Raw genomic sequence first — 20,577 nt, forward strand, 5'->3', positions numbered from 1 at the left:
TATTACAAGCATTTATTATTTTATTAAAATGCAATATAATGGCTTGAGGGGAGGTGAACAAGCATGGCAGATGTATTAGAACGTGTTACAAAGATCATTGTAGACCGCCTTGGTGTAGATGAGTCTCAAGTTACTCTTGAGGCATCTTTTAAAGATGATCTTGGTGCCGATTCCCTTGATGTAGTAGAACTTGTTATGGAATTAGAGGACGAGTTCGAAATGGAAATTTCTGACGATGATGCTGAAAAAATTGCGACAGTGGGTGACGCTGTAAATTACATAAAAAGCCAAATGTAATCGTTAGAACAGAGAAAAGCTCCGTGTAATGCGGGGCTTTCTTCTATAAAGTGAAATAGTGTGTAAATTTATAGCAAGGTGGAGGCACTATGCGCAGGAACAATAATAAAGATAAACAAAAAAGAAACTTACGCGCAAAAGATAAACAATTTAAAAAGTTTCAAGAAAGAATCGGAATTGAATTTGAAGATGAGAAATTGCTAAAACAAGCTTTTACCCATTCATCCTATGTGAATGAGCATCGCAAAAAGCCATATGAAGACAATGAAAGGCTTGAATTTTTAGGAGATGCCGTCCTAGAGTTAACTGTTTCACAATACCTTTTTAAAAAATATCCGATGATGAGTGAAGGGGAGCTTACGAAATTGCGTGCAGCAGTAGTATGCGAACCATCCTTGGTTTCTTTTGCCAATGAACTTTCCTTTGGAGAGCTCGTTCTGCTTGGCAAAGGGGAAGAAATGACGGGCGGAAGAGCAAGGCCTGCACTCCTTGCTGATGTATTTGAGGCCTTCATCGGTGCTTTATACCTTGATAAAGGAATTGAAACAGTTACAAAATTTTTAGAGATGGTTGTGTTTCCGAAAATTAATACCGGTGCTTTTTCTCATGTGATGGATTACAAAAGCCAGCTTCAGGAGCTCGTTCAAAGGGACGGGGCCGGAACGATTGAATATCGGATTTTGCAAGAAAAAGGGCCGGCCCATAATCGGGAATTCGTTTCCCGGGTTTCATTAAACAAAGTGGAATTAGGAACAGGCATAGGCCGGTCCAAAAAAGAAGCAGAACAGCATGCTGCCCAAATGGCTCTGGAAAAGCTTAAAGCACATTTAGAAGTAAACTCGATTGAAGAGTGACTTTATGTTAGGTGGGATAAGAAGTGTTTTTAAAGCGATTGGATGTTGTCGGCTTTAAGTCGTTTGCAGAACGAACAGCCGTAGATTTCGTTCCCGGTGTGACAGCTGTGGTAGGACCGAACGGAAGCGGGAAAAGCAATATTACGGACGCCATTCGCTGGGTGCTAGGTGAACAGTCAGCAAAATCCCTCCGCGGCGCAAAAATGGAAGACATTATTTTTGCGGGCAGTGATTCAAGAAAACCGTTAAACTTTGCAGAGGTAACATTAACACTTGATAATGAAGACCAGTTTTTGCCGATCGAATACAATGAGGTCAGTATAACGAGAAGAGTGTATCGTTCCGGAGAAAGCGAATTCTTCATAAATAAACAATCTTGCCGATTAAAAGATATTATCGATTTATTCATGGACACAGGGCTGGGAAGAGAAGCGTTCTCCATTATCAGCCAGGGAAAGGTCGAAGAAATTTTAAACAGCAAGGCAGAAGAAAGACGCGCGATTTTTGAAGAAGCTGCAGGTGTTTTGAAATATAAATCAAGAAAGAAAAAGGCTGAAGCGAAGTTAATGGAAACTCAGGAAAACTTAAATCGCGTAAATGACATTATCCATGAACTTGAAAGCCAGGTTGAGCCATTAAAAATTCAGGCTTCCATAGCAAAAGAATATTTGGAGAAAAAAGAAGAACTCGAAAAAATTGAAATCGCGCTTACCGTCCATGAAATAGAAGATCTCCATGCACAATGGGAAAGCTTGTCGAAACAGCTGGAACAACATCAAAAAGATGAACTAAAGCTTTCTTCAGATCTTCAAGTAAAAGAAGTAAATATTGAGGAGCTCCGCGATCATATTTCTGCGATTGATGAGTCAATCAATGATCTGCAAACCGCCCTTCTCCATGCGAGTGAAGAGCTTGAAAAATTGGAGGGGCGAAGAGAAGTATTAAAAGAAAGAAAAAAAAACGCATCACAAAACAAGGAACAGCTTGAAAAAAACATTGAAGAATTAACCTTAAAGCTAAAAATTCTAAGAAAACAAAAAATAGAGCAAGAATCTGCTGCTGCTAGCTTAGCGGATGATACGAAACAGCTGGAACAAAAACTATTTGAAAAACAGCAGGACTTAAAATCATTTACTGAAAATATTGATGAAAAAATAGAATCATTAAAAAGCGATTACATCGAACTCTTAAATGAACAGGCCAGCGCCAAAAATGAGCTGCGCTATATTGAGCAGCAGCTTGAACAGCTAAATGCCAGAAATGCGAGATTAGACAATGAGAATGTAAAATTTCTTCATGAAAGAAGGAAAATCCAAGAAAGAAAACGGGAAGTTCTGTCTTTTCTGGACGATGCAAAGAAAAGGCTCGAAAATCATGTCCAATTCTATATGGAAGAGCAGAAAAAACTTGAGTCTTTAAAAAATAATTACCAAAAGCAGGAAAAGACGCTTTATCAAGCTTATCAATATTTGCAGCAAGCGAAATCCCGCAAAGATATGCTTGAAGAAATGGAAGAAGATTATTCCGGGTTTTTTCAAGGCGTAAAGGAAGTATTAAAAGCCCGCCAGTCTAAACTTCAAGGCATAGAAGGAGCTGTTGCAGAACTGATCCGCGTTCCAAAAGAATATGAGGTTGCAATTGAAACAGCTCTCGGAGGAGCACTGCAGCATATTGTCGTTGATTCAGAACAAAGCGGGAGAGCGGCGATTCAATTTTTAAAAATGAATTCTTTCGGAAGAGCGACTTTCCTTCCGCTAAATGTCATTAAAGGAAAACAGCTGTCTTCCGCTCAAGCTAAGGCAATTGAAAAGCATCCATCTTTTGTGGGCGTTGCAGCGGATTTAGTCCAATTTGACCGCAAATATGCAAATATTATCTTATATCTACTCGGTAATGTCGTTATTACAAAAGATTTAAAAAGCGCAAATGAATTGGCTAAATTATTGGAATATAGATACCGCATCGTTACTCTTGAAGGCGACATCGTAAATCCGGGCGGATCGATGACAGGCGGTGCAATGAAACAAAAAACAACTTCTCTATTAAGCAGAAAAGGGGAACTTGAAGAATTAAAAGAGAAGTTAACAGATATGGAACTAAAAACGGAGAAGCTGGAATCTCATGTGAAACGTCTGAAAGAAGACATTCAGCACCTTGAAAACAAGGCAGAAGAGATGAGAAAAACAGGAGAGGCGCTCCGCTTTAAGGAACAGTCATTTAAGGTTGAGCTTCGTGAAGTGGAAATAGCCGAAAAGAACATAAATGAACGGCTTGCCCTTTACGATATGGATAAGGTTCAGTTTAAAGAAGAAATGGAAAAGCTGCTTTCGAGAAAAAAAGAGCTTTCAATGAAGCTTAATTCGTATGTTTCTTCTATTTCTGAACTGGATCAAGAGATTTCTGTATTGACCGAACGAAAAAATCAAGACGTCGTTTCCAAAGAAGCGATTTCTGCTGAAATCACCGATCTGAAAGCTGAAATTGCTGCAAAAAAACAAGAGCTCCGTCATGCGAATGAAAAGATTGAGAGGATTGCCGGTGATTTAAGGGAAACGGAACAGAAGCTTGTAACCTATCAAGAAGACTTGGAGCTTCTTTCATCAGAGATGACAGACAGTTCTACCGGAGAGTTGCAGCTGGAAGAGGCTGCAAAACGTAAATTGCAAGATAAAGATGAAACAATGAAGCTCATCTCTTCAAGGCGTGAAGAACGGATGAAGCTGCAGGCTTTGCTGGAAGAATCGGAGATCGAAGTAAAAGAACTTAAGCGTCAGCATAGAGGCCTTGTTGTTGTCTTAAAGGATGAAGAAATAAAATTGAACAGGATTGATGTCGAGCTTGAAAACAGGCTGGCCCATCTTCGGGAAGAGTATCTGCTCTCCTTTGACGGTGCAAAGGAACAATATCCTCTAACGATGCCTCTTGAGGAAGCAAGGAAAAAAGTAAAACTAATAAAGCTTGCCATAGAGGAATTGGGAACCGTTAATCTTGGTGCAATTGAAGAATACGAACGGGTTTCTGAACGCTATGAATTTTTGTCGGAACAGAAGAGAGACTTACAACAAGCAAAAGATACTTTGTTCCAAGTCATTGATGAAATGGATGAAGAAATGAAAAAACGTTTTGAACAGACCTTTAATGGCATACGCTCCCATTTCGAATCTGTATTCAGAACTTTATTCGGGGGCGGAAGAGCTGATTTAAAATTAACCGATCCGGATGACTTGTTAAATACCGGAATTGAAATTGTTGCCCAGCCGCCGGGAAAAAAACTGCAAAATCTCGGGCTTTTATCCGGAGGAGAAAGGGCGTTGACCGCTATCGCTCTCCTTTTTTCGATTCTTAAAGTCCGCCCCGTTCCATTTTGTATACTGGATGAAGTGGAAGCTGCGCTTGACGAAGCAAATGTTTCCCGTTTTAGCCAGTATTTGAAAAGATACAGTTCTGAAACTCAGTTTATTGTAATTACTCATAGAAAAGGAACGATGGAAGAAGCGGATGTCCTCTATGGTGTAACGATGCAGGAATCCGGTGTGTCCAAGCTTGTTTCTGTAAGGCTTGCGGAAACGAACGAAATTTTACAAACATCTTGATATCCTTATTGCCACGTAATATGCTGAAATCGATTATGAAGAAAAGGAAGTGAAGAAATGAGCTTCTTCAAAAAATTAAAAGAAAAAATCACAAAACAAGCAGACAGTGTGACAGAGAAGTTTAAAGAAGGTTTGACGAAGACACGGGATAGTTTTGCCGGAAAAGTCAATGATCTTGTTGCACGCTACCGTAAAGTTGATGAAGAGTTTTTTGAGGAACTTGAAGAAATTCTCATTCAAGCCGATGTAGGTTTTGATACCGTAATGGAATTAATTGACGAATTAAAAATGGAAGTAAAACGCCGCAACATTCAGGATCCGAAAGATGTGCAGGCAGTTATCTCAGAAAAGCTCGTGGAAATTTACCAGGGCGGAGAAGAAGGCATTTCCGAATTAAATATTCAAGAAGACGGACTTACCGTTATTCTATTTGTCGGTGTTAACGGTGTCGGAAAAACAACAACGATCGGAAAACTTGCCCATAAATTTAAATCGGAAGGAAAAACGGTCTTATTGGCTGCAGGGGACACTTTCCGTGCCGGTGCGATTGAACAGCTTGAAGTTTGGGGAGAGCGGGTCGGTGTTGAAGTGATTAAACAAGGAGCAGGTTCAGATCCTGCTGCTGTTATGTATGATGCGATCCGGGCCGCAAAAGCCAGAAATGCAGATATTTTGCTTTGCGATACGGCTGGAAGACTCCAAAATAAAGTTAATTTAATGAAGGAATTAGAAAAAGTGAAGCGGGTCATCGAACGTGAAATTCCCGGAGCCCCGCATGAAGTTCTCCTTGTCGTCGATGCAACGACAGGACAAAATGCAATGATCCAGGCGAAAACCTTCAAAGAAGCAACAAATGTTACGGGAATTGTTTTAACAAAGCTTGATGGAACAGCAAAAGGCGGAATTGTCCTTGCGATTCGAAATGAATTAAACATTCCGGTAAAATTTGTCGGCCTCGGTGAAAAAATGGATGATCTTCAAGAGTTTGATGCAGAAAAATATGTATATGGTTTATTTGCAAATCTCATTGATAATGAAAGGGAGGAATAAGGGTAAGGGATCTGAACCTTACAAGAGTTCGTGTAAAGGTATTTCCTTGACATTATCAAAGGGTTTGTGTAAACTTTCTTTGTAAAGGCTTTTCACTTAACAAGGGGGGAATCGGCGGTGCTTGAAAAAACAACGCGGATGAACTATTTGTATGATTTTTATCAATCGTTGTTAACTCCAAAGCAGCGCAGCTACATGTCCTTGTATTATTTGGACGACTATTCCCTCGGCGAGATTGCGGAAGAGTATGATGTTAGCCGTCAGGCGGTGTACGATAACATCAAACGGACTGAAGCGATGCTCGAAGAATATGAGGAAAAGCTAAGATTATTCCAAAAATTTCAAGAGCGAAGCAAACTGATTTCCAAATTGAAAGAGCTGATAAATGAAGATCATTCATCCAACCGTGCTCTATTGGATATTATCGCGGAGCTTGAGAAATTAGATTAGGAGGCGGCATGAATGGCATTTGAAGGATTAGCCGACCGACTGCAAAAGACAATTCAAAAGATCCGCGGAAAAGGAAAAGTAACAGAAGCGGATGTAAAAGAAATGATGCGCGAAGTTCGACTGGCCCTTTTAGAAGCGGACGTAAACTTTAAAGTCGTCAAAGAATTTGTGAAAAAGGTCAGTGAACGCGCCGTAGGCCAAGAAGTAATGAAAAGCTTAACACCGGGCCAGCAAGTTATAAAAGTCGTTAAAGAAGAACTGACCGAATTAATGGGTGGAGAGCAAAGCAAAATTGCTGTATCAAACCGCCCGCCGACTGTTATCATGATGGTTGGACTTCAAGGTGCCGGAAAAACAACGACAACCGGTAAACTGGCCAATTTGCTTCGGAAAAAATATAACCGCAAGCCAATGCTTGTCGCGGCCGATATTTACCGACCTGCTGCAATTAAACAGCTTGAGACTTTAGGAAAACAATTGAATATACCTGTTTTTTCTCTCGGTGACCAAACGAGCCCTGTGGAAATTGCAAGACAGGCGGTCGAGAAAGCAAAAGAAGAACATCATGACTATGTTTTGATTGATACTGCGGGCCGCTTGCATGTTGACGAAGCGTTAATGGCTGAATTAAAAGAAATAAAAGAACTTACCAAACCGGACGAAATTTTCCTTGTTGTCGACGCGATGACAGGGCAAGATGCCGTCAACGTAGCCCAAAGCTTTAACGAACAGCTCGGCTTAACGGGAGTTGTTTTAACAAAGCTTGATGGAGATACTCGGGGCGGTGCTGCGCTATCTATTCGTGCCGTTACGCAAACTCCCATTAAGTTTGTCGGTTTAGGAGAAAAAATGGATGCAATTGAGCCATTCCATCCGGAAAGAATGGCTTCAAGAATTCTCGGAATGGGCGATGTTCTTACATTAATTGAAAAAGCCCAAGCTACCGTTGATGAAGAAAAAGCAAAAGAACTCGAAAAGAAGATTCGAACAGCTTCTTTTACACTTGATGATTTTCTTGAACAGCTCGGGCAGGTTCGAAAAATGGGGCCTCTTGACGAGCTTCTGAAAATGATGCCCGGCGCCAATAAGATTAAGGGTCTGAACAATTTAACGATTGACGAAAAGCAGATTGCACATGTTGAGGCGATCATCAAATCAATGACGATGGAAGAGAAGATACATCCGGAAATCATCAATGCCAGCAGGCGGAAACGGATTGCAAAAGGCAGTGGAACGACCATTCAGGAAGTAAACCGGCTGCTGAAGCAATTTGAAGATATGAAGAAAATGATGAAACAAATGTCCGGAATGCAGCAAAAAGGGAAGAGAAAAGGCGGATTCAAGTTGCCTTTTAATCCTTTTTAATTCGGGATCATTCGTAATTTTTGTGTGTTAAGAAAAAAACCTTTACAAACTATATTTTTATTTGATATCATAATAACTTGTGTGAAACTATTCGGAGGTGCTTATTTTATATGGCAGTAAAAATTCGTTTAAAACGTATGGGGGCTAAAAAATCTCCTTTCTATCGTATTGTAGTAGCTGATTCTCGTTCTCCTCGTGACGGACGTTTCATTGAAACAGTGGGAACTTACAACCCTGTTACAGAGCCGGCTCAAATTGAAATCAATGAAGAATTGGCTCTTAAATGGTTGCAAAACGGTGCAAAACCGTCTGACACAGTTCGCAATCTATTCTCAAAACAAGGCATCATGGAAAAATTCCATAACGCTAAAAACAGCAAGTAATTGCAGACAGAATGAAAGAATTAATTGAAACAATTGTAAAGCCCCTTGTTGATTTTCCGGAAGATGTTCAAGTGAATGTCCATGAGGAGGATCATCGCGTAACCTATCAGCTTTCTGTCAACAAGAATGACATGGGGAAAGTAATTGGAAAGCAAGGGCGTGTTGCAAAGGCGATTCGAACTGTTGTCTATGCAGCAGGATCATCACAACAAAAGAAGATTTTTCTAGAAATCATTGAATAGAATGAGAAGCTTGGCGTTTGGATTAGGCGTCGCAGCTTCATATTTTACACTGGCAACAAGTCATAAAGAAGGAGGGGTGACCCTCCTTTTTTCGCCTTTTAAAAAAGTTTAACTTTGTTAATGCAGAAAAGCGTCCTTAGGTTAGTTTCGCAGTCTAGCTCCAGCGCCTAGCCCCTCGAGGTCGCCTCACGCCTGCCAATGAAGTCAAAAAGCGACTTCACCGGCAGGCCCGCAAGCAGCTGTCGGGGCTAAACAAGGCGCTTGCGCTTTTCAAGTAGCGCGGACAAAATGGGATCGGGAGGCGCTAAAAAGTGAAAATTCTCCAAACTGTTGTGGTCAAGCAAGTATTAACAGAAAAAAGCAGAAACGAGCTGCTTGAAAAATATCGATCAAAAAAACTGCAGCTTCAAAAAGAAACAGACCAGCTGCGTTTTGAATTGCGAAAGTTCGAGAAATCAAAAAAGTTCCATCCTGAAAATGTAAGAAAGCACTTTGAAAAAGAGATCCAAATGAGGCAGGAAAAAATAAAACTATTGGATTTTCAATGTGAACAATTACATATGCTACCTTTAGGCAGTGAACTAAAGGAATCAGAAGTGCAAGCGCTTGTTGATGTTAATGAAGGAGACCGTTGGGACGAGCTGTTGAGCGGGAAGACAATTATCATTAAAGATGGCATCGTAGCAGAAATTCGTGAGAGGTGATCGACCAATGGTCAAATGGTTTAATGTCGGCAAAATTGTCAATACACATGGAATTAAAGGAGAAGTCAGGGTGATTTCTATAACTGATTTTGCCGATGAACGTTATAAACCTGGCAATAGTTTATATTTATTTATGCCGGATTCAAAAGAGCCGTTAGAATTAGTAGTAAATAGCCATCGCAAACATAAAAACTTCGATTTATTAACATTCAAGGGGTATGAAAGCATCTCAGATGTTGAAAAGATGAAGGGCGGTATATTAAAAATTACCGAAAGCCAGCTCAGTCCGTTGGAAGAAGGAGAATATTATTTTCATGAGATCATTGGCTGTCTTGTCTTCACAACATCCGGTGAAGAAATTGGAAAAATAAAAGAGATTCTTACTCCCGGGGCCAACGATGTTTGGGTCGTCAAAGATAAAGACGGAAAAGAAATATTAATTCCTTATATAGATGAGGTCGTGAAAAAGGTTGATGTAAAAGAAAAAATAGTCCTGATTAAACCGATGGAAGGATTATTGTCATGATGAAAATTGATATTCTTACCCTCTTTCCCGAGATGTTCAGCGGGGTGTTGGGCCACTCCATTTTAAAAAAAGCTGCCGACAAGAATGCAGTATCATATAATATTGTGAATTTCCGCGAATTTGCTGACAATAAACATCAAACGGTCGATGATTACCCATATGGCGGCGGAGCAGGGATGGTTTTAAAACCACAACCGATTTTTGACGCTGTTGCCTCATTAAAGGAGAAGCATGGAAGTGATGGTTCCAGGGTCATTCTTCTCTGTCCCCAGGGGGAGCGCTATGAACAGCGAAAAGCAGAGGAACTGGCAAAAGAACAACATTTGATTTTTATTTGCGGCCACTATGAAGGCTATGACGAACGAATTCGAGAACATCTAGTAACAGATGAGATTTCAATCGGTGATTATGTTTTAACCGGAGGAGAGCTTGGAGCAATGGTGGTTATTGACAGTATTGTCCGACTTCTCCCCGGTGTTTTGGGAAGCGAAGAATCCCATCTAAGGGATTCATTTTCAACAGGGCTTCTTGAACACCCCCATTATACGAGGCCTGCTGAGTTTCGCGGCATGAAAGTTCCTGATGTTTTACTGTCAGGAAATCACCGGCTAATAGAAGAATGGAGAGAAAAAGAATCTTTACGAAGAACCTACTTGCGCAGGCCGGATTTACTGGAGAAAATCAGCCTGTCTCCTAAACAAGAAAAATGGCTGAATGAAATAAAAAAACAGTACGACTAGCTATTGCAACAAAATATGTCATATGTTATGATATTTTTCGTGACTGGGCAAAAGAATTTTAGCCTGTTGTCTTTTTAGAACGATGTTCCGCTGCAATAAAAGTAGTATATTTGCAAGAGCATCTGTGGGAGGAGTTGAAAACGATGCATAAATTAATCGAAGAAATCACAAAAGAACAGCTTCGCACTGATATTCCGGCTTTTCGCCCTGGTGATACTGTACGTGTCCACGTGAAAGTTATCGAAGGTTCCCGTGAACGTATCCAGGTGTTTGAAGGTGTTGTGATAAAGCGTCGTGGCGGCGGCATAAGTGAAACTTTCACTGTTCGTAAAGTTTCCTATGGTGTTGGAGTGGAGCGTACATTCCCATTACACACACCAAAAATTGCGAACATCGAAGTAGTGCGCCGCGGTAAAGTTCGCCGTGCTAAGCTTTACTACTTGCGTAGCCTTCGCGGTAAAAAAGCTCGTATTAAAGAAATTCGATAATGAGAAATGCAGAAGCGCCTTAATCAGGTCCGGGATGTGCAAGTTGAATCACTCAGGAGTCAATGGACCCAGAAGTGATTTGGCTTGTGGTCTTGAGGACGTGGGCGCTTCAACTAGAGAAAAAAGGAGCTTGGTGAACAGGCTCCTTTTTCGACTTTTCAGAATTATTTAAAAAATAATTCTCAATTGAAAAATTATTTATAAAAAATTGAACCCATCCTGTTTATTTAAAAAAACTTTTGTAAAATAAAGCTATGTATACTACTTTGATAAGTTGAAATGGTGGGGAAACAAAATGAAGAAAAAGAAAAATGAGTTCTGGGAATGGACAAAGGCGCTTGTCATCGCCGTTCTTTTGGCAGCAGTCATTCGTTACTTTTTATTTGCGCCGATTGTGGTCGATGGATTGTCGATGATGCCGACGCTTCACGATAAGGACAGAATGATTGTCAATAAGCTGAGTTATAAGATTGGCGAGCCTGAACGATTTGATATTATTGTCTTTCATGCACCGGAAAATAGAGATTACATAAAAAGAGTAATCGGTCTTCCTGGAGATCGGATCGAATACAAAAATGATACGCTCTATGTTAATGGAAAAGCCTATAAAGAACCATATTTGGAAGAAAAGAAAAAGGAAGTTATAGACGGACCGCTAACAGAGCCATTTACTCTTGAAGAAGTAATTGGACAGGAAACAGTTCCGGAGGGGCATCTATTTGTTATGGGTGATAACCGTCGTTACAGCAAGGACAGCCGCCACATCGGAACGATTCCAATGGAGGATGTGCTTGGGAAAACATCGATCATTTATTGGCCGATTAAGGATATACGCATTGTGAAATAAGTTTCAGGGAGGTGCTCGTTTGACAATTCAATGGTTTCCGGGGCATATGGCAAAAGCCCGCCGTGAGGTCACGGAAAAGCTAAAACTTGTTGATATTATTTTTGAATTAGTGGATGCTAGAATCCCATATTCTTCAAGAAACCCGATGATTGATGAAATCATCCAACACAAACCGAGACTATTGCTCTTAAATAAAGCGGATATGGCTGATCAATCAAAAACAAAAGAATGGATTGAATATTTCGAAGCGAATAATATTCGTGCCCTGGCCATCAATTCTCAGGCAGGAACAGGCATGAAGGAAATTGTCTCTCATTCAAGAGAAATTTTAAAAGAAAAATTTGACCGGATGATAGCAAAAGGAGTAAAACCGCGGGCGATCCGGGCGATGATCGTCGGAATTCCAAATGCAGGAAAGTCTACGTTGATTAATCGCCTTGCACGAAAAAATATTGCCAAGACAGGCAATACTCCCGGTGTGACGAAAGCGCAGCAATGGATTAAAGTAGGAAAAGAACTTGAACTTTTAGATACACCCGGAATTCTCTGGCCGAAATTTGAAGACGAGGAAGTAGGATTAAAACTGGCGCTCACAGGCGCAATTAAAGATACAATCTTAAACTTGCAGGATGTTGCTGTCTATGCGTTGCGCTTTCTTGAAAGGGAATATCCCGACAGGCTGAAAGACCGCTATCGGCTCGGGATCATTCATGATGATATCGTTGAACTATTTAACGAAATCGGAAAATTCCGCGGATGCCTGAAGGGCGGGGGCGAAGTTGATTATGATAAAGTAGCGGAGCTCATTGTCAGAGAAGTAAGGACAGAGAAATTTGGTCCTTTAACATTCGAAAGGCCAAGAGACCTTGCAAAAGAGGAATCAGATACAGAGTAGAGGCCTCAAAAAATGAGGTCTTTATTCTTTTTACTATTTTTCCGATAATATATACAACAATTGCTTTTTCGAGGAGAACAGACATGGGGAAATATACAATCGCTGAAATTGAAAAAAAGCTTCTGTTTGAACAGCCTGATGCTGATTTTATCTACAGACTTGAAAAAGATGACCGAAAAGGCGTTCAGCGGGCTTTAAAAAAATGGAAGAAAAACATGGAACAAGAAAAGCGATTACGAGAAAAGTTTTTTGCGATGATGAAATATGAAAGGAAATTACATAGAGAAGGCTTTTTAAAAATAGCAGGGGTAGATGAAGTTGGCAGGGGCCCGTTAGCAGGTCCGGTAGTAGCAGCAGCAGTTATTCTTCCACCTGAATTTTATTTGCCCGGAATTGATGATTCAAAAAAACTTACTGAAGCTAAAAGGGAAGAATTCTACGAGAGGATCACATCATCAGGGGCTGTTATTGGAATCGGAATGATTGACCACGATGAAATCGATCGAATTAATATTAATGAAGCAGCTAAGAAAGCAATGCTTGAAGCGATAACGAATTTGGATACAAATCCTGATTGCTTGCTGATCGATGCGATGAAACTCGATACGCCGTATCCGTCCGAATCGATTATAAAAGGCGATGCCAAGAGTGTTTCGATCGCAGCTGCATCGATTGTTGCAAAAGTTGTCAGGGACAATTTCATGAAGAAGTTGGGCTTACTTTTCCCATCGTACGGATTTGAAAATAATATGGGCTATGGAACAAAAGAACATCTCGAAGCGATAAAGCGGTTTGGAATTACACCTTACCACCGCAAAAGCTTTGCACCCATTAAACAATTAATGTTGGAATCCGAAAGGTGAAGGTATGGAACGAATAACGCTGACATCGCCATTTTTTAAGCAAAATCATTTTAACCAAAGTGAAGCCGCTGTTTTCAGACCTGGCCAGATTTTTCAAGGGAAAGTTACGAAACTTTTTCCGAATCAAACAGCGGAGGTGCAGGTGGGCAACCAAAAATTTATTGCCCTTCTTGAAGCACCGCTTTCCAATCAAGAGCGCTATTTGTTTCAAGTCCAGCCGGGCGAAGGGAAAATCCATCTAAAAGTACTCACCACTTCACATGAAGGCGGAACTGCGTCTATCAACCATGCGGAACAGGCATTAGCACAATTAAAATTGCCGTCTACAAAAGAAAATATAGAAATCATCCGCTCATTTTTGCAAAACGGACTTCCAATATCAAAAGAAACGATACAGCTTTCTTCAGAATGGCTCAAATCAGCTCCTTCACTAAAACAAGGGCTTGAAGTGATTCAGCAAATGTTTGAAAAAAATCTCCCATTTAGTAATGAAATATTTAACGCTCTTTCTTCATTGCAAAAAAACGAACCTCTACACTCCCTTGTCAGCAACCTTCTTTCTTCATTGAAAGAAACGGAGCTGACGGAAACCGGGACAATTCTTAAAAACATATTGCCGAAATTAACTGTTGCTGAAAAAGAAAACGTCGGGGGTCAAGCTCCGTTAATCACAGTTCAGTTAAAGAAATTCATTTCTCATTTTGGATTTGATTATGAACATAATCTCCACCAATTTATTAATAATAAGACAAAGGACGGTTCTTTTCATACAGAAATGGTAAAGCCGCTTTTGATTCAGTTTATAAATGAACAGCCGCCGCTAATGCAAAAAGAAGCGGCTGAACAGCTGCTGAACAGAATAACAGGGCTCCAGGTTCTCTCGCAGGAAACAGGGCCCATCATGCAGTTTGTCGTTCAGATTCCGATTTCTTTTTGGAACAAAACAACAGATTTAACGATGCAATGGAGCGGACGGAAAAAACCGAACGGAAAAATAGATCCGGATTTTTGCCGAATTCTTTTTTATTTGGATTTAGAACATATAAAGGAAACAATGATTGATGTGCAAGTTCAAAACCGAATTATGCGCATTACTGTTATTAATGAAAATCAAGAACTAAAAAAATTAGCCATGAAATTTTTAGGCGAGCTGAAAGAAAAGCTTTCCGCCTTTAATTTCCATCTTTCAGCTGTTCATTTTGAAACACCTCATGAACAACTTCTAAAGCCAAGTCCAGCCTCTAAAAAGCTTCGAAGCGTGTTTGATCCGAACAAGTATCAGGGAGTCGATCTGAAGATATGAACAGAAAGGACAAGCTTGCCAGAAAAGAAGCGATTGCACTCAAATATGATCAAACGATCCATGACGCTCCGAAGGTGGTTGCAAAAGGACAAGGGAGAATCGCAGAAAACATAATTAAAAAAGCAAAGGAAAACAATATACCAGTACAGGAAGACCGAAATCTTGTTGAACTGCTAAGTGAACTGAATATCAATGAAAGTATTCCCGAGGAATTATACAGTGCAGTTGCAGAAGTGTTTGCCTTTATTTACAGGACAGACCGGGAAGCAGGAAAACGAAAGAAATAGATCAATAAAATTTTTTTAATAAAATTCCTATTGCCTGGTTATCAACAGTTATTCCTGTAATAGCAGCGTAGTTGAATAGTATTGTTTTCAAAATTCTTTATAAAATAGAATCTTTTCAGGATAATGGTAGACAATGTATTTGTCATTATATAAAATGAAAGCGCAGTCTATTTTTTTTTTGAAGAGTTTGATTGGAGGATGGGAAATGAATATCCACGAGTATCAGGGAAAAGAAATCCTCAGAAAATACGGGGTAACGGTTCCAAATGGAAAAGTGGCTTTTACGGTTGAAGAAGCTGTTGAAGCTGCGAAAGAACTCGGAACGGAAGTTTGTGTTGTTAAAGCGCAAATACACGCAGGCGGACGCGGAAAAGCCGGCGGTGTGAAAGTTGCAAAAAGTTTAGAAGAAGTGCGTACATATGCGAGTGAAATTTTGGGCAAAACGTTAGTGACTCATCAAACAGGCCCTGAGGGGAAAGAAGTAAAGCGCTTACTTATCGAGGAAGGCTGCGATATCAAAAAAGAATATTATGTAGGATTAGTGCTTGACCGGGCTACATCACGCGTCGTTTTAATGGCCTCTGAAGAAGGCGGAACAGAAATTGAAGAAGTGGCCGCTAAAACTCCGGAAAAAATCTTCAAAGAAGAAATTGACCCTGTCGTGGGCTTAACTGCCTTCCAGGCTCGCCGGATCGCTTTTAATATTAATATTCCCAAGGAATTAGTGAATCAGGCTGTTAAATTTATGATGGGCTTATATCAAGCTTATATTGAAAAGGATTGTTCGATCGCGGAAATTAATCCGCTTGTTGTTACCGGAGACGGGAAGGTAATGGCATTGGATGCCAAGTTAAACTTTGACTCAAATGCACTTTACCGTCATAAAGACATTCTTGAATTACGTGATTTAGACGAAGAAGATCCGAAAGAAATTGAAGCTTCCAAATATGATTTAAGTTACATTTCCCTTGACGGAAATATCGGCTGCATGGTAAACGGAGCAGGACTTGCAATGGCTACAATGGATATCGTGAAATATTACGGCGGCGAACCGGCAAACTTCCTTGATGTCGGCGGCGGCGCATCTGCTGAGAAGGTAACGGAAGCATTTAAAATCATCCTTTCTGATCCGAACGTAAAAGGTATTTTCGTAAATATCTTTGGCGGAATTATGAAATGTGATGTCATCGCCACAGGCGTAGTGGAAGCTGCGAAGCAAGTTGGATTGAAAGTTCCTTTAGTTGTTCGCCTTGAAGGAACAAACGTTGAATTAGGCAAAAAAATATTGAATGAGTCGGGATTAAATATTATTGCAGCTGAATCTATGGCTGACGGTGCGCAAAAAATCGTTTCATTAGTGTAAGGGCGAGAAAGGGGAATTAAAGTGAGCATTTTCATTAATAAAGATACGAAAGTGATCGTACAAGGGATTACAGGTTCAACTGCCCTTTTCCATACAAAACAAATGCTTGAATATGGAACGCAAATTGTTGGAGGAACTTCTCCCGGAAAAGGCGGCATGAATGTTGAAGGAGTACCTGTATTCAATACAGTTAAAGAAGCTGTTGAAGCAACGGGCGCCAATGCTTCTGTTATTTACGTACCGGCTCCATTTGCAGCTGATGCCATTTTAGAAGCGGTAGATGCAGAGCTTGATATTGTCATTTGTATTACAGAACATATTCCTGTTCTTGATATGGTAAAAGTAAAACGTTACATGGAAGGCAAGAAAACACGCCTCATCGGGCCAAACTGCCCTGGTGTTATTACTCCGGAAGAGTGCAAAATTGGGATCATGCCCGGATACATTCATAAAAAAGGACATGTCGGCGTTGTTTCCCGATCCGGAACATTAACATATGAAGCGGTTCACCAATTAACTCAAGCAGGTATCGGGCAATCTACTGCTGTCGGCATCGGCGGAGACCCTGTGAATGGCACAAACTTTATCGATGTTTTAAAAGCGTTTAATGAAGACCCTGAAACATATGCCGTAATCATGATCGGGGAAATAGGCGGTACAGCAGAAGAAGAAGCCGCACATTGGATTAAAGAGAATATGACAAAACCGGTTGTCGGCTTTATCGGCGGACGCACAGCACCTCCGGGAAAACGGATGGGCCATGCCGGCGCGATTATTTCAGGAGGAAAAGGAACAGCAGATGAAAAAATCCGCGTAATGAATGAGTGCGGCATTGAAGTTGCTGATACACCGGCAGTCATGGGTGAAACATTAATTAAAGTTTTAAAAGAAAAAGGACTTTACGACAAATGTAAAACACATTAATTTATCTCATAAAAGTCCCTCTTTCTTGGAGGGGCTTATTTCTTCATCTACTTTTCTCGAAAAACGATATTGGAGGTTGAAATATGGATAATTTTCGAAACCGGCTCATTCACTTGCATCATTGCCGGGGAATTAGCTGGAAGACCATTTATCATTTTCTGAAGCAAGACCCCCAGCTTAAATCTCTTCCAAAGTCTTTTCCTTATCTAAAAGAACACTCTCCTGTTTATTCCGAATGCTTTTCAGACCTTAACTCTCAAGCCATCCATGAACAAATCCGCCAATACCCTTCAAATCAAATCCATGCCATTACGATTTTTGATGATGAATATCCCGCTCTTTTGAAAGAGATTTATCAGCCGCCATGGGTCATTTATGCAAAAGGCGATCTCTCACTGCTTCAGTCCCCGCGAAAATTGGCGGTCGTAGGATCCCGTGAATCAACAGCATATGGCGAAAGAGCCATTAAATACTTGTTTCCGAAGTTAATTGAAAATGATTATGTAATCGTAAGCGGACTTGCAAAAGGAATCGATGCTCTGGCTCACCGTTATGCCATTGAAAATAAGGGCCGGACGATCGGTGTGATTGCGGGCGGTTTTTATCACCTTTACCCGAGAGAAACAGCAAAGTTGGCCATCGAAATGATGAGAACCCAGCTTGTCATTTCTGAATACCCTCCGGATACAAGGCCGACAAGATGGCAGTTTCCAATGCGAAATCGAATCATTAGCGGCCTTACATCAGGCACATTAGTAATAGAAGCAAAAAAGAAAAGCGGTTCTTTGATTACGGCAAACTATGCACTGAATGAGGGCAGAGAAGTTTTTGCTTTGCCCGGCAGTATATTTAGCATATTTTCGTTAGGAACAAATGAATTGATACAACAAGGGGCAAAAATGGTCATCAGGCCGGAAGATATTTTTGAAGAATTTTCATTTTAACAGCTTTTTGGAATGTTTTGCTTGCTGTTTTGATATAAATCAATAAACAAAAAACTCGTACATTGACTTGCAGTTAAAAAATTTTTAACAAAAAGCTTGAAATTATTTATAAACTGTTATACATTTTGCAACAGGTATTAGAAATGGGACTTGATGCTAATAATGGATGTTGGTTAAATATAATACACTGCATTGTTAACGGTTACCGACAATAATCTTCTTTGACATTTTCCCATAGATTGCACAATAATAATAGTTAATTTATTATCCCTCTTAAGGAGGCTACTGGATGTCAGATTTTCTTGTAATCGTGGAATCGCCGGCCAAGGCGAAAACGATTGAAAGGTATCTTGGAAAAAAATATAAAGTAAAAGCATCCATGGGGCATGTCCGTGATTTGCCGAAAAGTCAGATGGGTGTTGATATAGAGCATAACTTTGAGCCGAAGTATATTACAATTCGCGGCAAAGGACCTGTTTTAAAGGAATTAAAGACAGCAGCGAAAAAGGCAAAGAAAATTTTCTTGGCAGCCGACCCTGATCGTGAAGGTGAGGCAATTGCCTGGCATTTGGCCAATAGTCTTGATATAGATATCAATTCAGACTGCCGAGTTGTTTTTAATGAAATTACAAAAGATGCGATTAAAGAATCGTTTAAACATCCAAGGCCGATCAACATGGATCTTGTCGATGCACAGCAAGCACGCAGGGTTCTTGACAGATTAGTTGGCTATAATATAAGCCCGCTGCTTTGGAAAAAAGTTAAAAAAGGATTGAGCGCAGGCCGCGTTCAATCGGTTGCATTAAGATTGATCATAGACAGGGAAAAAGAAATTAAAGAATTTGTTCCGGAAGAGTATTGGACAATAGGCGCACAATTTTTAAAAGGAAAAGAAACTTTTGAAGCATCTTTCTATGGAATCGAGGGGAAAAAGGTAGAATTAAGGACGGAAGAGGAAGTCCAGAACGTTCTTAAACAGATTAATGGAGACAAATTTAAAGTAGTATCTGTTACGAAGAAGGAAAGAAAACGAAATCCGGCTCCGCCTTTTACCACCTCTTCTTTGCAGCAGGAAGCAGCTCGAAAGTTGAATTTTCGTGCGAAGAAAACGATGATGCTGGCGCAGCAGCTTTATGAGGGAATTGATCTTGGAAAAGAAGGTACGGTCGGTCTGATTACATACATGAGAACCGACTCTACCCGCGTGTCTGAAGTCGCTCAATCTGAAGCAGCTCAGTATATTGAAAATGTATTTGGCAAGGAGTATCTTCAAGAGGAAAAGCGAAAGGAGAAAAAACAATCCAATGCCCAGGATGCTCATGAAGCAATCCGGCCAACAAGCACACTTCGCGACCCGTCAAGTATTAAAGAGTTTCTGACACGCGACCAGCTTCGTTTGTACAAACTGATTTGGGAAAGATTTGTTGCAAGCCAAATGGCTCCGGCTGTAATGGATACAATGAGTGTCGATCTGAAAAACGGCGATGTTCTTTTTAGAGCGACAGGTTCAAAAATTAAGTTCTCCGGATTTATGAAAGTATATGTAGAAGGAACGGACGATCAAACCGAAGAAAAGGAAAATATGCTTCCTGAATTGGCGGAAGGAGATGAAGTGCTGAAAAAAGACATTGATCCAAAACAGCATTTCACGCAGCCTCCTCCGCGCTATACGGAAGCCCGCTTAGTAAAAACATTGGAAGAGCTCGGAATCGGGCGTCCTTCAACATACGCTCCGACCCTTGATACGATTCAAAAACGAGGCTATGTTTCCCTTGATAATAAGCGTTTTGTTCCAACAGAGCTCGGGGAAATAGTATTAGATTTGATTTTAGAGTTTTTCCCGGATATACTAGATGTTGAATTTACGGCAAAGATGGAGAAAGATTTGGATGATATTGAAGTTGGCAAAGTAAAATGGGTAAAAATAATCGATGAATTTTATCGGGACTTTGCCACACACCTCGAAAAAGCTGAACAAGAGATGGAAAAAGTTGAAATAAAAGATGAACCTGCCGGCGAAGATTGTGATGAATGCGGCAGTCCAATGGTTTACAAAATGGGCCGTTTCGGAAAATTTATGGCTTGCAGCAATTTTCCTGATTGCCGCAATACAAAACCAATTGTAAAAGAAATTGGCGTGAAGTGTCCGAAATGTAAAGAAGGTAATATTATTGAAAGAAAAAGTAAAAAGCGCCGGGTTTTTTACGGGTGCGACCGTTTTCCTGAATGTGATTTCATCTCTTGGGATAAGCCTTTGCCGCGCAATTGCCCTAAATGCGAGCATTTGCTTGTGGAAAAGAAGCTTAAAAAGGGCGTCCAAGTTCAATGCATTGCATGCGATTACAAAGAAGAACAGCAATAATCAGGGTGAGCTCCAGGCTCACTCTTTTCTATTGAACTATTCAATTGTGATTTCGTAAAATGCAATTTGGGCATAAATGTAGATAAAAAACATGGAA

Annotated in this window: 21 protein-coding genes; all 21 read left to right on the top strand. The window is 40.4% G+C overall.

The features are described 5' to 3' along the window. Positions 1-63: 63 nt before the first annotated feature. The 21 genes from C0966_RS03705 (at position 64) to topA (ending at position 20,480) form a co-directional block, all read left to right on the top strand. Positions 64-297, top strand: a complete 234-nt coding sequence (locus C0966_RS03705) for an acyl carrier protein (protein ID WP_003350234.1) — start codon at positions 64-66, stop codon at positions 295-297. A gap of 89 nt (positions 298-386) precedes the next feature. Then, on the top strand, positions 387-1,151 hold the full coding sequence (gene rnc, locus C0966_RS03710; RefSeq protein ID WP_274853860.1) for a ribonuclease III: 765 nt from the start codon (positions 387-389) through the stop codon (positions 1,149-1,151). A gap of 23 nt (positions 1,152-1,174) precedes the next feature. Continuing rightward, positions 1,175-4,744, top strand: coding sequence for a chromosome segregation protein SMC (gene smc / locus C0966_RS03715; protein ID WP_274853862.1), 3,570 nt, complete (start codon positions 1,175-1,177; stop codon positions 4,742-4,744). A 57-nt stretch (positions 4,745-4,801) separates the two neighbouring features. Next, a complete protein-coding gene (gene ftsY, locus C0966_RS03720) occupies positions 4,802-5,794 on the top strand; it encodes a signal recognition particle-docking protein FtsY (protein ID WP_274853863.1) in 993 nt (330 codons plus the stop codon). 117 nt (positions 5,795-5,911) lie between these two features. Continuing rightward, on the top strand, positions 5,912-6,244 hold the full coding sequence (locus C0966_RS03725; protein ID WP_274853865.1) for a putative DNA-binding protein: 333 nt from the start codon (positions 5,912-5,914) through the stop codon (positions 6,242-6,244). A 12-nt stretch (positions 6,245-6,256) separates the two neighbouring features. Then, the gene (gene ffh / locus C0966_RS03730; RefSeq protein WP_274853866.1) at positions 6,257-7,609 is read left to right on the top strand and encodes a signal recognition particle protein; all 1,353 of its coding nucleotides are present in this window, start codon (positions 6,257-6,259) and stop codon (positions 7,607-7,609) included. 110 nt (positions 7,610-7,719) lie between these two features. Continuing rightward, on the top strand, positions 7,720-7,992 hold the full coding sequence (gene rpsP, locus C0966_RS03735; RefSeq protein WP_003349002.1) for a 30S ribosomal protein S16: 273 nt from the start codon (positions 7,720-7,722) through the stop codon (positions 7,990-7,992). An 11-nt stretch (positions 7,993-8,003) separates the two neighbouring features. Next, on the top strand, positions 8,004-8,234 hold the full coding sequence (locus C0966_RS03740) for a KH domain-containing protein (protein ID WP_274853867.1): 231 nt from the start codon (positions 8,004-8,006) through the stop codon (positions 8,232-8,234). A gap of 311 nt (positions 8,235-8,545) precedes the next feature. Continuing rightward, the gene (locus tag C0966_RS03745; RefSeq protein WP_274853868.1) at positions 8,546-8,938 is read left to right on the top strand and encodes a YlqD family protein; all 393 of its coding nucleotides are present in this window, start codon (positions 8,546-8,548) and stop codon (positions 8,936-8,938) included. A 7-nt stretch (positions 8,939-8,945) separates the two neighbouring features. Then, a complete protein-coding gene (gene rimM / locus C0966_RS03750; RefSeq protein WP_274853869.1) occupies positions 8,946-9,464 on the top strand; it encodes a ribosome maturation factor RimM in 519 nt (172 codons plus the stop codon). After that, entirely contained in the window at positions 9,464-10,204 is a 741-nt protein-coding gene (gene trmD / locus C0966_RS03755) for a tRNA (guanosine(37)-N1)-methyltransferase TrmD (RefSeq protein ID WP_274855705.1), read from the top strand. The genes rimM and trmD overlap by 1 nt, the downstream gene beginning before the upstream one ends. A 143-nt stretch (positions 10,205-10,347) precedes the next feature. Then, positions 10,348-10,692, top strand: a complete 345-nt coding sequence (gene rplS / locus C0966_RS03760; protein ID WP_274853870.1) for a 50S ribosomal protein L19 — start codon at positions 10,348-10,350, stop codon at positions 10,690-10,692. Between the two features lie 295 nt (positions 10,693-10,987). Continuing rightward, the gene (lepB, locus tag C0966_RS03765; RefSeq protein ID WP_274853871.1) at positions 10,988-11,539 is read left to right on the top strand and encodes a signal peptidase I; all 552 of its coding nucleotides are present in this window, start codon (positions 10,988-10,990) and stop codon (positions 11,537-11,539) included. 19 nt (positions 11,540-11,558) lie between these two features. Then, complete coding sequence (ylqF, locus tag C0966_RS03770) at positions 11,559-12,434, top strand: ribosome biogenesis GTPase YlqF (protein WP_274853872.1); 876 nt, start codon at positions 11,559-11,561, stop codon at positions 12,432-12,434. A gap of 83 nt (positions 12,435-12,517) precedes the next feature. Continuing rightward, positions 12,518-13,297, top strand: coding sequence for a ribonuclease HII (locus C0966_RS03775; RefSeq protein WP_274853873.1), 780 nt, complete (start codon positions 12,518-12,520; stop codon positions 13,295-13,297). Between the two features lie 4 nt (positions 13,298-13,301). Next, positions 13,302-14,600, top strand: coding sequence for a hypothetical protein (locus C0966_RS03780; RefSeq protein WP_274853874.1), 1,299 nt, complete (start codon positions 13,302-13,304; stop codon positions 14,598-14,600). After that, positions 14,597-14,887, top strand: coding sequence for an EscU/YscU/HrcU family type III secretion system export apparatus switch protein (locus C0966_RS03785; protein WP_274853875.1), 291 nt, complete (start codon positions 14,597-14,599; stop codon positions 14,885-14,887). The genes C0966_RS03780 and C0966_RS03785 overlap by 4 nt, the downstream gene beginning before the upstream one ends. 205 nt (positions 14,888-15,092) lie before the next feature. Next, on the top strand, positions 15,093-16,250 hold the full coding sequence (sucC, locus tag C0966_RS03790; RefSeq protein WP_274853876.1) for an ADP-forming succinate--CoA ligase subunit beta: 1,158 nt from the start codon (positions 15,093-15,095) through the stop codon (positions 16,248-16,250). Between the two features lie 21 nt (positions 16,251-16,271). Further along, positions 16,272-17,174 carry a succinate--CoA ligase subunit alpha gene (gene sucD / locus C0966_RS03795; protein ID WP_274853877.1) on the top strand — a complete coding sequence of 301 codons (903 nt, stop codon included), beginning with the start codon at positions 16,272-16,274 and terminating at the stop codon, positions 17,172-17,174. A gap of 83 nt (positions 17,175-17,257) precedes the next feature. Then, positions 17,258-18,118: a DNA-processing protein DprA gene (gene dprA / locus C0966_RS03800; protein ID WP_274853878.1), complete on the top strand. Its 861-nt coding sequence runs from the start codon at positions 17,258-17,260 to the stop codon at positions 18,116-18,118. A 289-nt stretch (positions 18,119-18,407) separates the two neighbouring features. Next, positions 18,408-20,480 carry a type I DNA topoisomerase gene (gene topA / locus C0966_RS03805; RefSeq protein ID WP_274853879.1) on the top strand — a complete coding sequence of 691 codons (2,073 nt, stop codon included), beginning with the start codon at positions 18,408-18,410 and terminating at the stop codon, positions 20,478-20,480. Positions 20,481-20,577: the final 97 nt, after the last annotated feature.

This window comes from Bacillus methanolicus, from assembly GCF_028888695.1.
GTDB lineage: Bacteria > Bacillota > Bacilli > Bacillales > Cytobacillaceae > Bacillus_Z > Bacillus_Z methanolicus_B.